General features: G+C 70.3%; 17 protein-coding genes and 1 rRNA gene. 15 read left to right on the top strand and 3 right to left on the bottom strand.

Going from position 1 to position 17,786, the window contains the following annotated elements; all coding sequences use genetic code 11:
• The 10 genes from rrf to ACIRD7_RS28995 form a co-directional block, all read left to right on the top strand.
• Nucleotides 1-91, top strand: a 5S ribosomal RNA gene (gene rrf / locus ACIRD7_RS29040); the annotation flags it as partial.
• Nucleotides 92-151: 60 nt separating this feature from the next.
• Nucleotides 152-796, top strand: a complete 645-nt coding sequence (locus ACIRD7_RS29035; protein WP_403458188.1) for an HAD family hydrolase — start codon at nt 152-154, stop codon at nt 794-796.
• 92 nt (nt 797-888) lie between these two features.
• Nucleotides 889-1,668, top strand: coding sequence for a VC0807 family protein (locus ACIRD7_RS29030; protein WP_403458186.1), 780 nt, complete (start codon nt 889-891; stop codon nt 1,666-1,668).
• A 66-nt stretch (nt 1,669-1,734) separates the two neighbouring features.
• On the top strand, nt 1,735-2,937 hold the full coding sequence (locus ACIRD7_RS29025; RefSeq protein ID WP_403458185.1) for an MFS transporter: 1,203 nt from the start codon (nt 1,735-1,737) through the stop codon (nt 2,935-2,937).
• Nucleotides 2,906-4,078 carry an acetoin utilization protein AcuC gene (locus tag ACIRD7_RS29020; protein ID WP_403458183.1) on the top strand — a complete coding sequence of 391 codons (1,173 nt, stop codon included), beginning with the start codon at nt 2,906-2,908 and terminating at the stop codon, nt 4,076-4,078. Before ACIRD7_RS29025 ends, ACIRD7_RS29020 begins: the two co-directional genes overlap by 32 nt.
• 117 nt (nt 4,079-4,195) lie before the next feature.
• Entirely contained in the window at nt 4,196-5,011 is an 816-nt protein-coding gene (locus ACIRD7_RS29015) for a phosphatase (protein ID WP_403458181.1), read from the top strand.
• A gap of 129 nt (nt 5,012-5,140) precedes the next feature.
• Nucleotides 5,141-5,353 carry a helix-turn-helix domain-containing protein gene (locus ACIRD7_RS29010; RefSeq protein WP_004984898.1) on the top strand — a complete coding sequence of 71 codons (213 nt, stop codon included), beginning with the start codon at nt 5,141-5,143 and terminating at the stop codon, nt 5,351-5,353.
• 156 nt (nt 5,354-5,509) lie between these two features.
• The gene (locus ACIRD7_RS29005; protein ID WP_003948845.1) at nt 5,510-5,608 is read left to right on the top strand and encodes a 30S ribosomal protein bS22; all 99 of its coding nucleotides are present in this window, start codon (nt 5,510-5,512) and stop codon (nt 5,606-5,608) included.
• A gap of 255 nt (nt 5,609-5,863) precedes the next feature.
• Nucleotides 5,864-6,925: an NAD-dependent epimerase/dehydratase family protein gene (locus ACIRD7_RS29000; protein WP_403458179.1), complete on the top strand. Its 1,062-nt coding sequence runs from the start codon at nt 5,864-5,866 to the stop codon at nt 6,923-6,925.
• A 14-nt stretch (nt 6,926-6,939) separates the two neighbouring features.
• The gene (locus tag ACIRD7_RS28995; RefSeq protein ID WP_403458176.1) at nt 6,940-8,001 is read left to right on the top strand and encodes a lysophospholipid acyltransferase family protein; all 1,062 of its coding nucleotides are present in this window, start codon (nt 6,940-6,942) and stop codon (nt 7,999-8,001) included.
• Between the two features lie 275 nt (nt 8,002-8,276).
• On the opposite strand, the gene ACIRD7_RS28990 is transcribed toward ACIRD7_RS28995, so the two are convergent.
• The 3 genes from ACIRD7_RS28990 to ACIRD7_RS28980 all read right to left on the bottom strand — a co-directional run bounded on the left by ACIRD7_RS28990 (nt 8,277) and on the right by ACIRD7_RS28980 (nt 11,868).
• The gene (locus ACIRD7_RS28990) at nt 8,277-9,530 is read right to left on the bottom strand and encodes a DUF5667 domain-containing protein (protein ID WP_403458174.1); all 1,254 of its coding nucleotides are present in this window, start codon (nt 9,528-9,530) and stop codon (nt 8,277-8,279) included.
• 252 nt (nt 9,531-9,782) lie between these two features.
• The gene (locus tag ACIRD7_RS28985) at nt 9,783-10,556 is read right to left on the bottom strand and encodes an ECF subfamily RNA polymerase sigma factor, BldN family (protein WP_403458172.1); all 774 of its coding nucleotides are present in this window, start codon (nt 10,554-10,556) and stop codon (nt 9,783-9,785) included.
• 391 nt (nt 10,557-10,947) lie between these two features.
• Nucleotides 10,948-11,868, bottom strand: a complete 921-nt coding sequence (locus ACIRD7_RS28980) for an HAD family hydrolase (protein WP_403458171.1) — start codon at nt 11,866-11,868, stop codon at nt 10,948-10,950.
• Between the two features lie 140 nt (nt 11,869-12,008).
• On the opposite strand from ACIRD7_RS28980, the gene ACIRD7_RS28975 reads away from it, so the two are divergent.
• The 5 genes from ACIRD7_RS28975 to ACIRD7_RS28955 all read left to right on the top strand — a co-directional run bounded on the left by ACIRD7_RS28975 (nt 12,009) and on the right by ACIRD7_RS28955 (nt 17,716).
• Nucleotides 12,009-12,287, top strand: a complete 279-nt coding sequence (locus ACIRD7_RS28975; protein WP_403458169.1) for a glutaredoxin family protein — start codon at nt 12,009-12,011, stop codon at nt 12,285-12,287.
• A 284-nt stretch (nt 12,288-12,571) separates the two neighbouring features.
• On the top strand, nt 12,572-13,339 hold the full coding sequence (locus ACIRD7_RS28970) for a redox-sensing transcriptional repressor Rex (protein ID WP_403458168.1): 768 nt from the start codon (nt 12,572-12,574) through the stop codon (nt 13,337-13,339).
• On the top strand, nt 13,336-15,057 hold the full coding sequence (locus ACIRD7_RS28965) for a glutamyl-tRNA reductase (protein WP_403458167.1): 1,722 nt from the start codon (nt 13,336-13,338) through the stop codon (nt 15,055-15,057). Before ACIRD7_RS28970 ends, ACIRD7_RS28965 begins: the two co-directional genes overlap by 4 nt.
• Complete coding sequence (hemC, locus tag ACIRD7_RS28960) at nt 15,054-16,013, top strand: hydroxymethylbilane synthase (protein ID WP_403458166.1); 960 nt, start codon at nt 15,054-15,056, stop codon at nt 16,011-16,013. Before ACIRD7_RS28965 ends, hemC begins: the two co-directional genes overlap by 4 nt.
• Nucleotides 16,010-17,716, top strand: coding sequence for a uroporphyrinogen-III synthase (locus tag ACIRD7_RS28955; protein ID WP_403458165.1), 1,707 nt, complete (start codon nt 16,010-16,012; stop codon nt 17,714-17,716). The genes hemC and ACIRD7_RS28955 overlap by 4 nt, the downstream gene beginning before the upstream one ends.
• The last annotated feature ends 70 nt before the right edge of the window (nt 17,717-17,786 follow it).

Below are 17,786 nucleotides of genomic sequence, written 5' to 3'. Positions count from 1 at the left end.
GCCCGGTTACATTCCGAACCCGGAAGCTAAGCCTTACAGCGCCGATGGTACTGCAGGGGGGACCCTGTGGGAGAGTAGGACACCGCCGAACAAATCTTGAGAAAGGCCCACGCCATTTGGCGTGGGCCTTTCTGCGTTTAAGCTCGGGCCTATGCGCTATGACCTGGTGATCTTCGACAATGACGGTGTGCTCGTCGACAGCGAGCCCATTTCCAACCGGCTGCTCGCCGCGTACCTCACCGAGCTGGGGCACCCGACGTCGTACGAGGACTCCATCAGGGACTACATGGGTTCGGCGATGCATCGGATTCATGACCTGGTGCTGGAGCGGTCCGGGCGGTCGCTGCCGGAGGAGTTCGACGACGTCTTCCATGGGCGGGTGTTCGCCGCGTTCGAGCGGGAGTTGAAGCCCGTGGCCGGCGTCGGGGGCGTATTGGAGAAGCTGGCCGCGGACGGGGTGCCGTACTGCGTGGCTTCGTCCGGGAGTCATGAGCGGATTCGGGTCGGGCATCGGACGACCGGGCTGGACCGGTGGTTCGAGGACTCGCGGATCTTCAGCTCGCAGGATGTGGGGCGGGGGAAGCCGGCGCCGGATCTGTTCCTGCATGCCGCGGAGCGGATGGGGGTCGCGCCGGGGCGGTGTGTGGTCGTTGAGGACAGTCCGCTGGGGGTGCAGGCGGCCGTGGCCGCCGGGATGGATGTCTATGGGTTCACGGCCATGACGGCAGGCGCCAAGCTTGCCGGGGCCAATCAACTCTTCTCCGACATGGGCGAGTTGGCTGACCTGCTCGTGTGATGCGTGAGGTGGTCCGGCGCTGACAATTGTCATGCCGAGGGCCGGACGATCGTTTCTACCGGGGGCCCGGGGGGTGCCGCGAAGCTGGGTGCATGACGACGAACACGGGGAACACCAGGGGCGGTAACACCACGGGCGGTACCAGCAACAGGCGTCGTAAGCTGCGGAACTTCGCGCCGCTTCTCATCGATGTCGCGGTGCCCCTCGGGGCGTACTACCTCCTCAAGAACGGCTTCGGGATGAGCACGCTCATGGCGCTCGGCCTGAGCAGTGTCGTGCCGGCCGTGCGGACGGGGTGGGGGGTTTGGAAGGCCCGCGAGGTCAACGGGCTGGCCGCGCTCATCCTCTTCGTGAACGTCGTGTCGTTGCTGCTCAGCTTCGTGGCCGGTGACCCGAGGCTGATGATCGCAAAGGACAGCGCGGTCAGCAGCACGATCGGGATCGGGATCATCGTCTCCGTCGTGCTCGGCAAGCCGATGATGACCGCCGGCATGAAGCCCTGGGTGATCAAGGGGGACGTCGGCCGGGAGGCCGCCTGGGCGCGGCTGTACGCCGGGTCCGCGCGGTTTCGGCGGGCCGAGCGGCTCTTCTCCCTGGTGTGGGGTGTCGTGCTGCTCACGGAGTGTGTGGTGCGGGTCGTGGGTGCGTACACCCTGCCGGTGGACACCATGGTGTGGGCCGGCAACGTGATCATGATCGTCGCCATGGGGGTGGGGTTCTTGGTCAGCGGTGCGCTGGGTGCCGGTCCGATGGCTGCCATGGTCGTCGCGGAGGCGCGGGCGCAAGCTCGGGAGGGGGAAGCCCTCGCCGGCCAGGGCGGAGGGGCCTGTGAGGGCGGTCTGGTGTCCGTCGGCCTCGCAGGCGCCAAGTAAAGCTGAGGGAAATTCATCTTTGGCTGGATCTACCCACCAGTACGCCGGGGCCCTACGCTCGCCGCCATGACTGATGTGCTGCGGCGCGGCAGGGCCTCGTTGGCGTTGAGCTTCTTCGCTCAGGGTGTTGCGTTCGCCCTGCTGGTGACCCGGATTCCGGCCATTCAGGACCGGTACGGAGTCTCCGACGCGCTGCTCCCCGCCTTCCTCGCCGCCGTGCCGGTCCTGGCCGGCGTCGGCAGTGTCACGACCGAGCGGCTGGTGAAGCGAATACCGCCCAGCCGGGTGCTGCGGTGGTCCCAGCCCGTCGTGCTCCTGGCGCTGCTCGGGGTCGGGGCGGGGGACCGGATGGTCGAGCTGGGGGTGGCGCTGGCCGCGTTCGGGCTGGCCGTGGGGGCGCTGGACGCCTCGATGAACATGCTCGGGGTGAGCCTGCAGCGGTCGTACGGGCGGAGCATCATGCTCAGCTTCCATGCCGCGTACAGCCTGGGCGGGATCGTGGGGGCCTCGCTGGCGTGGGTGGGGGCGCACTGGGATCTGGCGCTGGTCGTGTCCTATCTGCCGGTCGTCGTGGTGTTGGTGCCTGCCGCGCTGGTGGGGAGCCGGTGGTACGTCGACGGGGGTGTGGGTCGGCCGGGGGTGGCGGACGAGGCCCAGGCCGAGGGTGGGCCAGTCGTCTTCAAGGTGCTGCTGCCGCTGTGTCTGGTGATGACCTTCGCGTACATCGGGGACTCGACCGTCTCCAACTGGAGCGCGAAGTATCTGCAGGACGTGCTGGGGAGCTCGGAGCAGCTGGCCACCGTGCCGTACAACGTGTACATGGTGACCACGCTGCTGGGGCGGGCCATCGGGGACTTCGGGGTGCGGCGGTTCGGGGCCGTGGCCGTCGTGCGGGGCGGGGCGCTGATGGCGGCGGCCGGGTTCGCGGTGGTGGCCGGGGCGTCCGGGGCCTGGGTCGGGATGCTCGGGTTCACGCTGGTCGGGGTGGGGTTGTGCGTGCTGGTGCCGCAGACCTTCGCGGCGGCCGGGCGGTTGTTCCCGGGGGCTTCGGATACGGCCGTGGCGCGGCTCAATGTTTTCAACTATGTGGGGTTTTTGATCGGTTCGCCGTTGGTGGGGGCGTTGGGTGACGCGTGGAACTATCGCGGCGCCATGCTCGTGCCGATGGTGTTGGTGCTGGTGACGCTCGTGTACGCCAGGTCGTTCGCCGCTCAACCGGACCGATACGGTGACGGACATGAGCGGCCGCGCACAGCTGATGTGGGATGAGGCAGTAACGGGCTACGACTTCGGGTCGGAGCATCCGATGGATCCGGTCCGGCTTGCCCTGACCCGGAGACTCGTCGACGCCTTCGGACTCGACCGGGAGGTGGAGGTCGTCGCGGCCAAGCCGGCCGGGGAGTCCACGCTGCGGCTCGTCCACCGCGAGGACTACATCGAGGCCGTGAAGGCGGCGTCGGCCGAGCCGAGGGCGGCGGACCAGTCGTACGGGCTCGGCACCCTGGACGACCCCGCGTTCGCCGGGATGCACGAGGTGTCGGCGTTGATCGCCGGGCAGTCGGTCGGGGCCGCGGAGGCGGTGTGGCGCGGGGAGGCGCTGCACGCGGTGAACTTCGCCGGCGGGCTGCACCACGCGATGCCGGGCGGCGCCTCGGGCTTCTGTATCTACAACGACGCCTCGCTCGCCATCGCGCGCCTGCTGGAGCTGGGCGCCGAGCGGGTGGCCTACGTCGATGTCGACGTGCATCACGGGGACGGGGTGCAGGCGGCGTTCTGGGACGATCCGCGGGTGCTGACGATCTCGCTGCACGAGCATCCCCGTACGTTGTTCCCGCAGACCGGATGGCCGGAGGAGACCGGCGGGAGCGACGCGGAGGGGTCGGCGGTCAACGTGGCGCTGCCGGCGGGCACCGGGGATGCCGGGTGGGTGCGGGCGTTCCACGCCGTGGTGCCGGAGCTGATCGCGGACTTCCGGCCGCAGGTGCTGGTGACGCAGCACGGCGCCGACACGCACTTCGAGGATCCGCTGGCGCATCTGGCGGTGTCGCTGGACGCGCAGCGGGCCGTGCAGGTGGCCTGCCACGACCTCGCGCACGAGTACGCCGACGGGAAGTGGATCGCGCTGGGCGGCGGCGGATATGCCGTGGTGGAGGTCGTGCCGCGGTCGTGGACGCATCTGGTGGGCATCGCGGCGGGGCGGCCGATCGAGCCCGAGGCGATGATCCCGGAGAGCTGGCGGCAGGAAGTCTTCGCGCGGACACGGCAGTTGGCGCCGGTGCGGATGACCGACGGGCGGTGGCCGCTGTCCTGGGCGGACTGGGAGGCGGGGTACGACCCCGCGGACCGGCTCGACCAGGCCGTACTGGCGGCCCGGCGGGCGGTGTTCCCGTTGCGGGGGCTGCTGCCCTAGCGGCGCGGGGGGTTGTCGCTTTTCCGTCACCGCCGTCACGGGTGCGGTTACGCCAACTGTGCGGTGTTTTCCCGGTTCTCGCGGCACTCGTCCGGCTCGTCCGTCACCATCTCTGACGTGCTGACCACCGGTGCCCTGCGCGCCCATCTCCTCGCCGCGCATCTGGCCGGCCCCGTGGCCACCTCCCGCGAGGAGAGCCTGCGGAGCTACCGGCTCTTCGCCGCCCGTGATCCCCGCGCGCTGCTCGGGCTGGACCCGGCGGGGAGCTGGGGGATGAGCGAAGTCATCGCGTTGATGGCGGAGAAGTGCGGGGTTTCGGCCGATCCTGGCCATACTTCCGGTCACGATGTGATCGATCCCGAGCTGACTCTGACCGCTCTGGATGCCTTCGCGGAACGTCTCGCGGCAGCCGCCCGGCGCAGTGCCCCCGTCCTGCTCGGCACCGGGCACCCCCATCGACTGCTCGGTTTCTACGCCGCCTTGGCGGACGCGCTGTCGGCGGCGGGATGTACCGTCCTCACCCCCGCGCATGGTCACTGTGTCGACATAACGACCCGGTTCGGCCTACGCACGTACAACCTTGCCTACGTACGAGGAGTCGCGCTGGTGCGGGAACCCGGCGGATCTCGCCCCGGTTGTGAGCCCGGCGCACACACGCACTCACCCCTCCCGGTTCGTACCGCGCTGGCGGCCGCGGCGGAGGCCGGCGGGCCCATGCCGGAGCTGGTGATCGGGGATCACGGTTGGGTCTGCGGGGCAGGTCAGCTGGGGTTTGAGGCCATTGGTCCGGCCGATACGAATGACCCCGCGCTCTTTGTGGGGCAGGCCGAGGGGTCCGTGTCCGTCGTCGTTCCACTTGATGACGCTGTGCGGTCTGATTACTACCGGCCGCTTACCCGCTACGTACTCAATCGAGCGTGTCTGTCACAGTAGGTCGCCGATGGCTGCACCTCTTCCCCACTCGCATCACAGGCCCCTACATTGGGGAGTGAGCACGCAGCGACGAAGAGTCACCGGAAGGGGAAGCCGGTGGCCGTCGAGTGCGGAAGGTTCAGGTGTGTCATGGCTGCAGCTGGCGAGAGGCCTCTGAACGAGGTTCAGTTCCTTACCGTGGCGGAAGTCGCCTCGGTGATGCGAGTGTCGAAGATGACCGTGTACCGGCTGGTGCACAGCGGTCATCTGCCCGCGATCCGGGTGGGGCGGTCCTTCCGCGTCCCCGAGCAAGCGGTTCACGAGTACCTCCGCGAGAGTTACGTGGGGGTGGAAACCGCCTGACAGCGACGGGTGAGGGGGGATCCTCAGGGCATTGCGGGATCCCCCCTCGTCCCCTCGATTACGACCTCAGCGCTCGGGCGGGTAGGCTAGCCCCTCGTAGGTCGTATGGGCCCATGGCGCCCAACGCCGAGTGATGAGAAGTGAGCGAGGGTAGTCGTGGGCTCTGTTATCAAGAAGCGGCGCAAGCGGATGGCTAAGAAGAAGCACCGCAAGCTGCTCAAGCGCACGCGCGTTCAGCGTCGCAACAAGAAGTAAGCGACGCCGCGTAAGCAGCGTGATTGTGGCCCCCCACCACACCCGGTGGGGGGCCACACGTGTATCGGGGGCGGCGTGCGAAGAACCGAACTCCGTGCGTATGCCTGGACATGAGCCTGGGCCATCCGGTCGTACGCAGGGAATTCTCGTCACTTCGTGCATTGGGCGGTCATCACAGCGCAACATCAAACCGCTAAGTTGGCCGCAGACGGGGAACTCGGCAGGGGTACGAGTGCTGGAAGGAAGGCGCTGATCTTGGGCAAGGTCGTGCTCGTGACCGGAGTGGCCCGTCAACTGGGGGGCCGATTCGTACGGCGGATCCAGCGTGATGCGGACGTGGACCGGGTGGTCGCCGTGGACGCGGTCCCGCCCGAGCACCACCTGGGCGGTGCCGACTTCATCCAGGCCGACATCCGGCAGCCCACCATCGCGCGGGTGCTGGCCGAGAGCGGCGCCGACACAGTCGTACACATGGACGTGACCGGAACGGCGCTCGGCAGCGGCAGCCGGACCACGGTCAAGGAGACCAACGTCATCGGGACGATGCAGCTGCTCGGCGCCTGCCAGAAGTCCCCCACCGTGAAGCGGCTCGTGGTCAAGTCCAGTACGAACGTCTACGGGTCCGCGCCCCGGGACCCGGCCGTGTTCACCGAGACCACCCCGCCCAAGTCGCTGCCCAGCGGCGGCTTCGCCAAGGACGCGGTGGAGGTCGAGGGGTATGTGCGGGGCTTCGCGCGCCGCAGGCCCGATGTCGCCGTGTGCGTGCTGCGGTTCGCCAACATCCTCGGACCCACCGCGGACACCCCGCTCGCCTCGTACTTCTCGCTGCCGGTCCTGCCGACCGTGTTCGGCTACGACCCGCGGTTGCAGTTCGTGCACGAGGACGACGTGATCGAGGTGCTGCGCATCGCCTCGCACGAGCCGGCGCGGGGCACGCTCAACAGCGGCACCTTCAACATCGCCGGCGACGGCGTGCTGCTGCTCTCGCAGTGCTCCCGGCGGCTGGGCCGCCCCACCGTGCCGCTGCTGCTGCCCGCCGTCACGTGGGCGGGCTCCATGGTGCGTACGCTGGGCATGTCGGACTTCTCGCCGGAGCAGATCCGGCTGCTCACCCACGGCAGGGTCGTGTTCACGGACCAGATGCGAGAGACCCTCGGATTCCAGCCGAAGTACACGACGGCGGAGACCTTCGCGGAGTTCGCGCGCAGCCGCGGACCGGGTCTGCTGCCGCCGGAGGCCCTTGCCGGGGCCGTCGACCGGATCGCCGCGCTGCCCGTCCTGGGCGGCGGTCACCCCCCGACGCAGAGCGCCAACTGAGGAGCGCATCAACGATGGCGGACGCCAAGGTCATTCCGTTCGACGACGACCGGTCCCGTGGGAGCGCCGTTCAGCGGCCGTCGCGGCGCCGGAGCGGGGGGAGCCGGCGCAAGAGCGGTGAATCCGCGCTGGTACGCGAGGTCCAGCCCCTCCCGGGACGGTCCTTCGCGCAGGATGATGTTCCTGTGACACCTGAGGAAGAGCCGGCCTCCGTGAGGCCCCAGGGCGAGGGCAGCGGCGGCCTGGAGCGGCGCATCGCGAGCGGGCTCGCCTTTCTGCGCCGCCGCCTCACCGGGGACTACGAGATCGACGACTTCGGGTACGACGAGGAGCTCACCGACCAGGTTCTGATGTCCCTGCTGCGCCCGGTGTACGAGAAGTACTTCCGGGTCGAGGTGAAGGGCGTCGAGAACATCCCGTCCGAGGGCGGCGCGCTGATCGTCGCCAACCACTCCGGGACGCTGCCGCTGGACGGCCTGATGATGCAGGTCGCGGTCCATGACAACCATCCGGCCGGCCGGCATCTGCGGCTCCTTGCCGCCGACCTGGTCTTCGTGCTGCCGGTGGTCAACGAGCTCGCCCGCAAGCTGGGCCACACCCTGGCCTGCGCGGAGGACGCCGAGCGGCTGCTGGGGCAGGGCGAGCTGGTCGGCGTGATGCCGGAGGGCTTCAAGGGCATCGGCAAGCCCTTCAGCGAGCGCTACAAGCTCCAGCGGTTCGGCCGCGGCGGCTTCGTCTCCACGGCGCTGCGCCAGGGCACGCCGATCATCCCGTGCTCGATCGTCGGCGCGGAGGAGATCTACCCGATGATCGGCAACGCGAAGACGCTGGCCCGTGTCCTGGGCTTCCCGTACTTCCCGCTCACCCCGACGTTCCCCTGGCTGGGCCCGCTCGGCGCGATCCCCCTCCCGACCAAGTGGACGATCCAGTTCGGCGAACCGATCCCCACGGACGGCTACCCGCCGGAGGCCGCCGAGGACCCGATGCTGATGTTCAACCTGACGGACCAGGTCAGGGAGCAGATCCAGCACACGTTGTACAAGTTGCTGGTGCAGCGGCGGTCGGTGTTCTTCTGACGTCCGGGATGACGTAGGCAGGGACGGGCGCTCCCGAGCAGGGCGCCGCGTGCGTCCGGCTGCCGGGTCGCTCGGAGCCGCTGGACGGAGTCCGGCGCAGCTGTGCGAAGCCTGCGAAGCAGTGCGAGGGCAGCAGACAGGAGGGGCCAAGTTGCTGGTGCAGCGGCGGTCGGTGTCCTTCTGACGGGTGATGACAGGCCTGGCTTTGGTACGGCGATGGGGGCGCCCCTCTCAGGAGGGGTGCCCCCATCGCCGTACCGTGCTGACTGCTGTGGTTAGTTCGCGTCCTCGCTGTCGATGCCCAGGCCCGGGAGGAGGCCCGGGAGGAGTGGGGGGAGGGTGACGGCGGGTTCGGTGGTCGGGGTCGGGGTGGTTGAGGACGAGCCGGTGCTGCCGGTGTCCTTCGGCGGGTCGAGGAGGCCGCCGGTGCTGCCGCCGAGCAGGCCCTCGCTCTCGCTGCCGGAGCTCTCGGCGGAGTTGCTCGGGCGGCTGGAGCGGTTGCCGTCCGAGGAGCCGCTGCCGCCCGCGCTGGGGCGGGCCGAACGGTCCGAGCCCGACGAGCCGGTGGAGGCCGAACCGGAGCCGCCGTGCCGCTTGCCGTCGCTGCTCTTGGCCGGCTGCGGTGGCAGCAGGGACTGCAGCGGGGCGACCTCTTCGTCTATGGCGTCGAACACCGACGACACCTGGTCGCCGACGTCCCCGAGCTGGAGGGGAAGCCGCTGGCGGAGGTGGCCCCAGGCCTCGCGGTGCGAGCGGGAGAACGCGGAGAGCGCCTGGATGGGGCCCAGCGAGTTCGGGTCGCGCTGGTATGCCTCGCGCAGCAGGCGGTGTCCCTCCGAGGCGTCGTGCCGCATGCCGGACAAGGTGCGGCGGATCTCCGCCATCGACTCGTGGTCGAGCTGTCCGCCGCGGCCGCGCTCCATCAGCCGCCGGGCCTCGCTCATCCGGGTGGAGGCCTGGTCGAGATAGCCGCGCCCGCGCTCGTCGTCGCCGTCGGCCAGGACGTTGAGCTTGAAGTCCTCGATGCCTCGCTTGAGGCCGTAGAGGGAGTCACCGGGCAGGGCGTCGGAACTCGCCGCGGAGACTCCGCCGAAGGCTCCGGCGGCGACACCTACGCTGAGCCCGCCCGCGGTGAGGCCCTTGGCGAGCCGTGAGCGGGGCCGCAGTTTGCCCAGCGGGGACGCCCGGTGAGCCCCTCGCCCCCGCTCCGAACGCTGCCCGGGCAGGGCAGTGCCCGCCTCGCCGCCCGCGGTGCCCTCCTGGAGCATGGCCTCCATCGCGGCCACGAGCTGGGCGCGCTGGACCACCTTGACCTCGGGGTCGAGTTCGGGCTTGGGCAGTTCGCCGAGACTCTCGGTGAGCGCCAACAGGCGCCCCCGCTCGGTCTGTTCCGCGACAGCCGATGCCGATGCCGGTGCCGATCCATCCGGCTGCTCGGGCTGCTCGGCCGCCGGATCCCGGTCGGTCAGCTCGTCCAGGGCCTGGGCGAAGGCGTTCGCCCGCCGGTGTGCCGATACGTTCGCGATCACTGGCGGCACCTCCTCTCGTGATGACGGTCGGCTCCCCAGGGGGTCCTGAGGGTTGCACGCCCTGACCACATGCACACGATCGAGTGATCGAAGTCGGCCAGGGAGTGACCACAGGGAGCCTGCATCCCGCACAACGAGTGGCGCGGCACTTGGGTTACGGACGGAGGATGAACAGACCGCGAAGTCAACGGACTTTCACCGACGGTGAGTTGAAGGTTGCGGAGAGTGCTGGATCGGCACCGGTGGTGCCGCTCAGCGGGCGTCTTCCGGGAGGAGCCGGGCGAGGGTGCGGACGGCCCGGTACTGGAGGGTCTTGATGGCGCCCTCGTTCTTGCCCATGACGCGGGCGGTCTCGGCGACCGAGAGGCCCTGGAGGAAACGGAGGGTGACGCACTCCTGCTGCTGCGGGTTGAGCCGTCGTACGGCATCCAGGAGCGCGGCGTTGGAGAGGGACTCGAGGACGGAGTCCTCGGGGGAGCGCTCGACCTCGTTGGCGTCGAGCATCTCGCCGGTGGTCACTTCCAGCCGGAAGCGGCTGGACTTGAAGTGGTCGGCGACGAGGTTGCGGGCGATGGTGACGAGCCAGGCGCCGAAGTCACGGCCCTGCCAGGTGAACGTGCCGATGCGGCGGAGGGCCCGCAGAAAGGTCTCACTCGTGAGGTCCTCGGCGGTCGCCTTTCCTCCGACGCGGTAGTAGATGTACCGGTAGACGGTGTCGCTGTACTGGTCGTAGAGCCGTCCGAACGCGTCGGCCTCGCCGGCCTGCGCGCGTTCGACGAGATCCATCATGCGAGCGCTGTCGCTGTCCGCGGCGGGACGGCGAGTGGTCGTGGCGCCGGCCGAGCGTCCCCGTCTGCCGACCGCCGCGCCGCCGTCGGCGAGCGCGTAGCACGGGCCTACGGGCGCGGTGGTTACGGCGAGGGCGGGGACGGCGTACGCGGTGGGGACGAAGCCGCGCAACAGGTCGAGGACCGTCGCGCGGAGCGTAGCCAGGCCCGAGGCGTCAACCCCGACGTGTGGGTACACGGGACTCCCAGAGGCAGAGCTTCCATCACGTGCAGTACGGAACCTTTCACCCGTCGTAGCGACGGAGAGGTACCGGTTTGCGTCTGAGGAGAATAACGCTTCGTGCAGGCACTGCTACGCCCAGTTGCTCAAATCACCGATTGCGTCTCTTCTGTAACCGATTGACGCCCGATCAAGTGCCGCAGAGTGACCGATTGTTGATCGAATGCGTCCGTGTTCCGGCTTACTCCGGGGCGTGTTGTGGCCGTGTGCAGCCAAGGCGACTGGACAGGGAGTTGCGGGGGTATGGGGTGCGGATTGGGTCCCGTGGCCGGGCGTGGTCGACCTCCGCCACGGACCTGTCGTCCGGGCGGTCGCGGGTGTCGAACCCGCCGAGGTGCCGAACCCGGCGCTACCGCCGGCGCCTGTGCAGCGCGATCGCCGCGGCCGTGCCGCCGGCCACCGCGCCCACTCCGGCCGCCGCCGGGATGCCGACCTTCGCCGCCTTGCGGCCGGTGCGGTAGTCGCGCAGGCGCCAGTCCAGTTGGCGGGCGTGCTTGCGCAGCTTGGTGTCCGGGTTGATGGCGTAGGGGTGGCCGACCAGGGAGAGCATGGGGATGTCGTTGTGGGAGTCGCTGTAGGCCGCGCAGCGGGAGAGGTCCAGGCCCTCCGCCGAGGCCAGCGCGCGGACGGCCTCCGCCTTCGCCGGGCCGTGCAGCGGCTCGCCGACGAGCTTGCCGGTGTAGACCCCGTCCACCGACTCCGCCACGGTGCCGAGGGCGCCGGTCAGGCCGAGGCGGCGGGAGATCACCTGGGCGATCTCGACCGGGGCCGCGGTGACCAGCCAGACCTTCTGGCCCGCGTCCAGGTGCGCCTGGGCCAGCGCCCGGGTGCCCGGCCAGATCCGCTCGGCCATGTACTCGTCGTAGATCTCCTCGCCGATCGACATCAGCTCGGCGACCCGGTGGCCCTTGACGATGGAGAGAGCGGAGTCGCGCGCGTCCTGCATGTGCTCCGGGTCCTCGACGCCCGCCAGCCGGAACCACGCCTGCTGCCAGGCGAACCTCGCGAGGTCGCGGGTCTCGAAGAACTTCCGCTTGTACAGGCCCCGGCCGAAGTGGAACAGCGCGGCGCCTTGCATCACGGTGTTGTCGAGGTCGAAGAACGCGGCGGCCTTCTCGTCGCCGAGCACAGGGAAGTCCGGTTCGGCCTCGGGGACCTCCGTCGCTTCCTGCGACGACTTGCGCGCTGCCTCCGCCGAGGCCTCGCCAGCCAACACGCTCCGTGCCGTGGCTGAGCGCCTACGGGGAGTGAGCCATCGAAGAGCGGCCATGACCGTGAGCATAGCCAGTCTGTTCGGTGCTTCCGGAGTCGAGAGGTTTGAAGGTTGTGAACTCTCCGCGACCGCGCAGTTAAACAGTGTGGTCGGGCGGCGGCCGGGCGTCCGCGCGTCGGCGCGGGAGAATGGCTGACATGAGCCCCCTCTTTCGTCGCACCGCAGCCAAGCCCCCGCAGGACCGGCTCGTCACACTCATCGGCAAACCGGACTGCCATCTGTGTGATGACGCACAGACCACCGTCGAGAAGGTGTGTGCCGAACTGGGGGTTCGGTGGGAACTCAAGGACATCAACCAGGACCCCCAACTCCACGACCAGTACTGGGAACAGATCCCCGTCGTGCTGGTCGACGGAGACCAGCACACCTTCTGGCGCGTGAACGAGGATCGCCTCCGCAAAGCACTGACCGAGTAGTCCAAAGTCCTCCGGAATCGGCTTAGGATCGATGGCGACTTGGTCTCGGGGGCGGGCATCGTTGAGGAGAGTGTGCGGTTTTGCCCCCAAGAGTTGAGGAACGGTGGTGCGTATGCGCCGGTTCCACACCAGTGCGCCGGGCGTGCGTGAGCCCGGTCACGTTGGGCGGGCAAATCGGACACCATCTTTGTGCACGCGTTCACAAAGACATAGCCTGCATTCGACGGGGCGGTCATGTAGGGACGTGTGACCGCCTACAGCCCCGCTCTACCCGCAGGAGCACCGTGGCAACTGGCCGAACTCACCGACCGGCGACCCGCAGCCGAGGGATTCCCGAGGCCACCGTCGCCCGGCTTCCGCTGTACCTCCGAGCCCTGACCGCGCTGTCGGAGCGCTCGGTACCCACGGTCTCCTCCGAGGAGCTCGCGGCCGCGGCGGGGGTCAACTCCGCCAAGCTGCGCAAGGACTTCTCGTACCTCGGGTCGTACGGCACGAGGGGTGTCGGCTACGACGTCGAGTATCTCGTCTACCAGATCTCCCGCGAACTCGGGCTCACCCAGGACTGGCCGGTTGTCATCGTCGGCATCGGTAACCTCGGCGCCGCCCTCGCCAACTACGGCGGGTTCGCCTCCCGAGGCTTCCGGGTCGCCGCGCTCATCGACGCCGACCCCGCCATGGCCGGCAAGCCCGTCGCCGGGATCCCCGTGCAGCACTCCGACGACCTGGAGAAGATCATCCAGGACAACGGCGTGTCGATCGGCGTCATCGCCACTCCCGCCGGTGCCGCCCAGCCGGTCTGCGACCGGCTCGTGGCCGCCGGCGTCACCTCCATCCTGAACTTCGCGCCGACCGTGCTGACCGTCCCGGACGGCGTCGACGTGCGCAAGGTCGACCTCTCCATCGAGCTTCAGATCCTCGCCTTCCACGAGCAGCGCAAGGCCGGCGAGGAAGCCCACACCGACGGTGCCGGTCCGGCCGCCGTCACCCGCGACTCCGACCGCACCACCGACCAGGGGCCCGACGGGGACGTACCCGCCGTGATGCCGGCATGAGTCTCCTCGTCGTGGGGCTGAGCCACCGCAGCGCCCCGGTCAGCGTCCTGGAGCGGGCCGCGCTGAGCGCGGACGCCCAGGTCAAGCTGGTGCAGGACACGGTCGCCGCCGAACCGGCCACCGAGGCCGCGGTGCTCGCCACCTGCAACCGGATCGAGCTGTACGCCGACGTCGACAAGTTCCACGCCGGTGTCGCCGAGTTGTCCACGCTGCTCGCCCAGCACAGCGGGGTCGGCCTCGACGAGCTCACGCCGTACCTGTACGTCCACTACGAGGACCGGGCCGTCCACCATCTGTTCTCGGTGGCCTGCGGGCTCGACTCCATGGTCGTCGGCGAGGGCCAGATCCTCGGGCAGATCAAGGACTCCCTCGCCAAGGCGCAGGAGCTGCACAGCGCCGGACGGCTGCTGAACGACCTGTTCCAGCAGTCCCTGCGCGTCGGCAAGCGCGCCCACTCCGAGACCGGCATCGACCGCGCCGGGCAGTCCCTGGTCACCTTCGGCCTGGAGCAGCTGTCCGAGCAGGCGGACGTCACGGCGTGGGCCCGCGGCAAGAAGGCCCTGGTCATCGGCGCCGGTTCGATGTCCTCGCTGGCCGCGGCCACGCTCGCGCGGGCCGGGGTCGCCGAGATCGTCGTCGCCAACCGCACCGCCGACCGCGCCGAGCGCCTCGCGGAGATCCTCAACGCGGCGGACGACACGGACGTGCTGGCCCGCGCGGTACCGATGGACGCGGTGCCGGTCGAGCTGACACGTGCCGACGTCGCCGTCTCCTGCACCGGCGCGACCGGCCTCGTCCTCACGGCCGAGGAGGTCGCCGCCGCGGTGGAGGGCCGTACCGGTCGGCCGGTCGCCTTCGCCGAGGCGGGCGCGCCCGCTCCCCGCACGCACACCGACTCCGCCGACGTACGGCAGACCCCGCTGCCGCCCACCAGCGTCGGCACCGACGAGAACTGCCCGCTGGACGTCGCCGCCGTGCAGGGAGGTTTCTCTGTGCTCGGCGAGGCCGCCGTCGCCGGTATGGACGCGGCCACCCTGGAGCAGCACGCCGCGTGGGCCGCGGGCAGTGCCGTGGACCGGCGGGAGGCCGCCCGGCGCAGCCCCGAGGCCGACGCCGAGCTGATCACCGCGCTGGCCGCGACCGCGGCCACCGTCGGCCGGATCCCCGAGCGCCGCAAGCCCGAGCCGGTCGCCGAGACCCCGCGTCCGGCGCCGGTGCTCTCGCTGCTCGACCTCGCCATGCCGCGCGACATCGACGCGGCCGTGCACCGGCTGGCCGGGGTGCGGCTGGTCGACATCGAGTCGCTGGCGGAGGCCTCCGCCGACGCCCCGATGGCGGCCGACGTCGACCAGGTCCGCCGTATCGTCTCCGACGAGGTCGCCGCCTTCGGGGCGGCGCTGCGGGCCGCGCACATCACGCCCACCGTCGTCGCGCTGCGTGCGATGGCCGCCGATGTCGTGGCCAACGAGATCGCCCGCCTCGAGGGCCGGCTGCCCGGACTCGACGACAAGCACCGCGGTGAGATCACGCAGACCGTGCGCCGCGTGGTCGACAAGCTGCTGCACGCGCCGACCGTGCGGGTCAAGCAGCTCGCGGCGGAGCCGGGCGGCGCGGGGTACGCGGATGCCCTGAGGACCCTGTTCGACCTCGACCAGGAGACGGTGGCCTCCGTCTCCCGCGCCGAGGACAGCACCGAGAAGGACCGAGGCCCACGATGACTCAAGCGGCACTACGGCTCGGCACCAGGCGCAGCAAGCTCGCCATGGCCCAGTCCGGGCAGGTCGCCGACGCGGTGAGCCAGGTGACAGGGCGGCCCGTCGAGCTAGTCGAGATCACCACGTACGGCGATGTCTCGCGCGAGGCGCTGGCGCAGATCGGCGGCACGGGCGTCTTCGTGACCGCCCTGCGGGACGCCCTGCTCAGGGGCGAGGTCGACTTCGCGGTGCACTCGCTGAAGGACCTGCCGACCACGCAGCCCGAGGAACTGGCCCTGGCGGCCGTACCCGAGCGCGAGGACCCGCGTGACGTGATAGTCGCCCGGGACGCCCTCAAGCTCACCGACCTGCCGCGCGGGGCGCGCATCGGTACGGGCTCGCCGCGCCGGATGGCCCAGCTGAACGCGTACGCGCGCAGCCACGGGCTGGACTTCGACACGGTCGCGATCCGCGGCAACGTCGACACCCGGATCCGGTACGTGCGCGACGGTGAGCTGGACGCGGTCGTGCTGGCCGCGGCCGGCCTGAATCGCATCGGCCGCAGCGAGGAAGTGACCGACTTCCTGTCGGTCGACACGGTTTTGCCCGCCCCCGGCCAGGGGGCACTGGCGATCGAGTGCACCGCGGACAACGCGGACCTCGTCGCCGCGCTCGGCGAACTCGACGACCCGTTCACGCGGGTCGCCGTGAGCGCCGAGCGATCACTGCTCGCCGCCCTGGAGGCCGGCTGCTCCGCCCCCGTGGGCGCGCTGGCCGACCTTCTGGCCGACGGGCAGATTGTCAAGGAAATGCGCCTGCGCGGCGTCGTCGGCACGACCGACGGCACCCGCATGGTGCAGCTGTCCACCACCGGTCCCGTGCCCGAGACGCACGACCAAGCGCTGGCGCTCGGTCGCGAACTCGCTGCCGAGATGCTTGCCCAGGGCGCGGCCGGTCTGATGGGGGAGCGAGCACAGTGAGCCCCACCACCCTTCCCGCCGGCCTTGAACACGGGCACGTCACCTTCCTCGGTGCCGGACCCGGGGATCCGGGGCTGCTGACCCTGCGCGCCGTGGAGGCGCTGGCGAACGCCGACGTACTCGTCGCCGAGCACGAGGTGCTCGACGTCGTACGCCAGCACGCCAGATCGGGCGTCGCCGAAGTGCACACGGAGACCGGTGCCGCGGCGGACGCGGCTCCGGGCCCAGGCACACCTCAACTGGCGGTCGTTGACGGCTCGTCAACAACCGCTGGGTCACCCGCGGTGCGGGATGCCGCACATCTTGTCATGGAGGCCGCGCGCGGCGGCAGGCGGGTCGTGCGTGCGGTGTCCGGGGATCCCGGGCTCGACACGTACGCCACCAACGAGATGCTCGCGTGCGCCGCGGCCGGTGTGCCGTTCGAGGTCGTACCGGGTGTCGCCGCGGCCGTGGGCGTCCCCGCCTACGCCGGCGTCCCGCTGCGCGACGCGCAGGGCGCGGACGTGCGGTTCGTCGACGCGCGCACCGCGTCCGACCGGTGCTGGACCGAGGTCGGCGCGTCGGACGGGACCGTGGTCGTGTCGACGACGCTGGACTCCGTGGGCGCGGCCGCCGGTGAACTGGTCTCGGCGGGGCGCAAGCCCGATACGCCGATGACGGTCACCGTCGCCGGTACGACCACCCGGCAGCGGACCTGGACCGCGACGCTGGGGACGATCGCCCAGACGCTGAAGCAGGCCAAGGTGCTGCCCTCGCCCGAGGGCGGGCGGCCGGTGATAGCCGTGGTCGGTGAGCGTTCCGCCGCGGCTCAGCGTGATCAGTTGTCGTGGTTCGAGTCCAAGCCGCTCTTCGGCTGGCGGGTCCTCGTGCCGCGGACGAAGGAGCAGGCCGCTTCGCTCTCCGACCAGCTGCGGTCGTACGGGGCCGTGCCGCACGAGGTGCCGACGATCGCCGTCGAGCCGCCGCGCACGCCCCAGCAGATGGAGCGGGCCGTGAAGGGGCTCGTCACCGGCCGGTACGAGTGGATCGCTTTCACGAGCGTGAACGCCGTCAAGGCCGTGCGGGAGAAGTTCGAGGAGTACGGGCTCGACGCCCGCGCGTTCGCCGGGATCAAGGTCGCGGCGGTGGGGGAGCAGACGGCGAAGGCACTGATCGCCTTCGGTGTGAAGCCGGATCTCGTGCCGTCCGGGGAGCAGTCGGCCGCGGGGCTTCTCGAGGACTGGCCGCCGTACGACCCCGTCTTCGACCCGATCGACCGGGTGTTCCTGCCCCGGGCGGACATCGCCACGGAGACCCTGGTGGCCGGGCTCATCGAGCTGGGCTGGGAGGTCGACGACGTCACCGCCTATCGGACCGTGCGTGCCTCGCCGCCGCCGGCGGAGACCCGGGAGGCGATCAAGGGCGGTGGCTTCGACGCCGTTCTCTTCACGTCGTCCTCCACCGTCCGGAACCTGGTGGGGATCGCGGGCAAGCCGCACAACGTGACGGTGATCGCCTGTATCGGGCCCGCCACCGCGAAGACCGCCGAGGAGCACGGGCTCCGGGTGGACGTGATGGCTCCGGAGCCGTCCGTGCACAAGCTGGCCGAGGCGCTGGCCGACTTCGGGCTGCGGCGCAGGGCCGCGGCCGTGGAGGCCGGGGATCCGGTGACTCGGCCGAGCGAGCGCAGGCCGGGCGCCCGGCGACGTCGGTCGACCACGTAGTAGCGGTAGTAGCAGTGGTCCGGGGGCCGAGCCCCCGGACCTTCCTTCGCCCGCGAGACGCTGAGGTGCT

Source organism: Streptomyces sp. NPDC093568, from assembly GCF_044764945.1.
In the GTDB taxonomy this organism is placed as follows: domain Bacteria; phylum Actinomycetota; class Actinomycetes; order Streptomycetales; family Streptomycetaceae; genus Streptomyces.
The sequence above is the reverse complement of the archived record's forward strand: the minus strand, read 5'-3'. Positions and strand labels throughout refer to the sequence as shown.

Excerpts from the sequence above, each read along its gene's own strand:
- ACIRD7_RS29035 (WP_403458188.1), top strand. The coding sequence starts at position 152 with ATGCGCTATGACCTGGTGATCTTCGACAATGACGGTGTGCTCGTCGAC.
- ACIRD7_RS29030 (WP_403458186.1), top strand. The coding sequence starts at position 889 with ATGACGACGAACACGGGGAACACCAGGGGCGGTAACACCACGGGCGGT.
- ACIRD7_RS29025 (WP_403458185.1), top strand. The coding sequence starts at position 1,735 with ATGACTGATGTGCTGCGGCGCGGCAGGGCCTCGTTGGCGTTGAGCTTC.
- ACIRD7_RS29020 (WP_403458183.1), top strand. The coding sequence starts at position 2,906 with ATGAGCGGCCGCGCACAGCTGATGTGGGATGAGGCAGTAACGGGCTAC.
- ACIRD7_RS29010 (WP_004984898.1), top strand. The coding sequence starts at position 5,141 with ATGGCTGCAGCTGGCGAGAGGCCTCTGAACGAGGTTCAGTTCCTTACC.
- ACIRD7_RS28995 (WP_403458176.1), top strand. The coding sequence starts at position 6,940 with ATGGCGGACGCCAAGGTCATTCCGTTCGACGACGACCGGTCCCGTGGG.
- ACIRD7_RS28980 (WP_403458171.1), bottom strand. The coding sequence starts at position 11,868 with ATGGCCGCTCTTCGATGGCTCACTCCCCGTAGGCGCTCAGCCACGGCA.
- ACIRD7_RS28975 (WP_403458169.1), top strand. The coding sequence starts at position 12,009 with ATGAGCCCCCTCTTTCGTCGCACCGCAGCCAAGCCCCCGCAGGACCGG.
- ACIRD7_RS28965 (WP_403458167.1), top strand. The coding sequence starts at position 13,336 with ATGAGTCTCCTCGTCGTGGGGCTGAGCCACCGCAGCGCCCCGGTCAGC.
- hemC (WP_403458166.1), top strand. The coding sequence starts at position 15,054 with ATGACTCAAGCGGCACTACGGCTCGGCACCAGGCGCAGCAAGCTCGCC.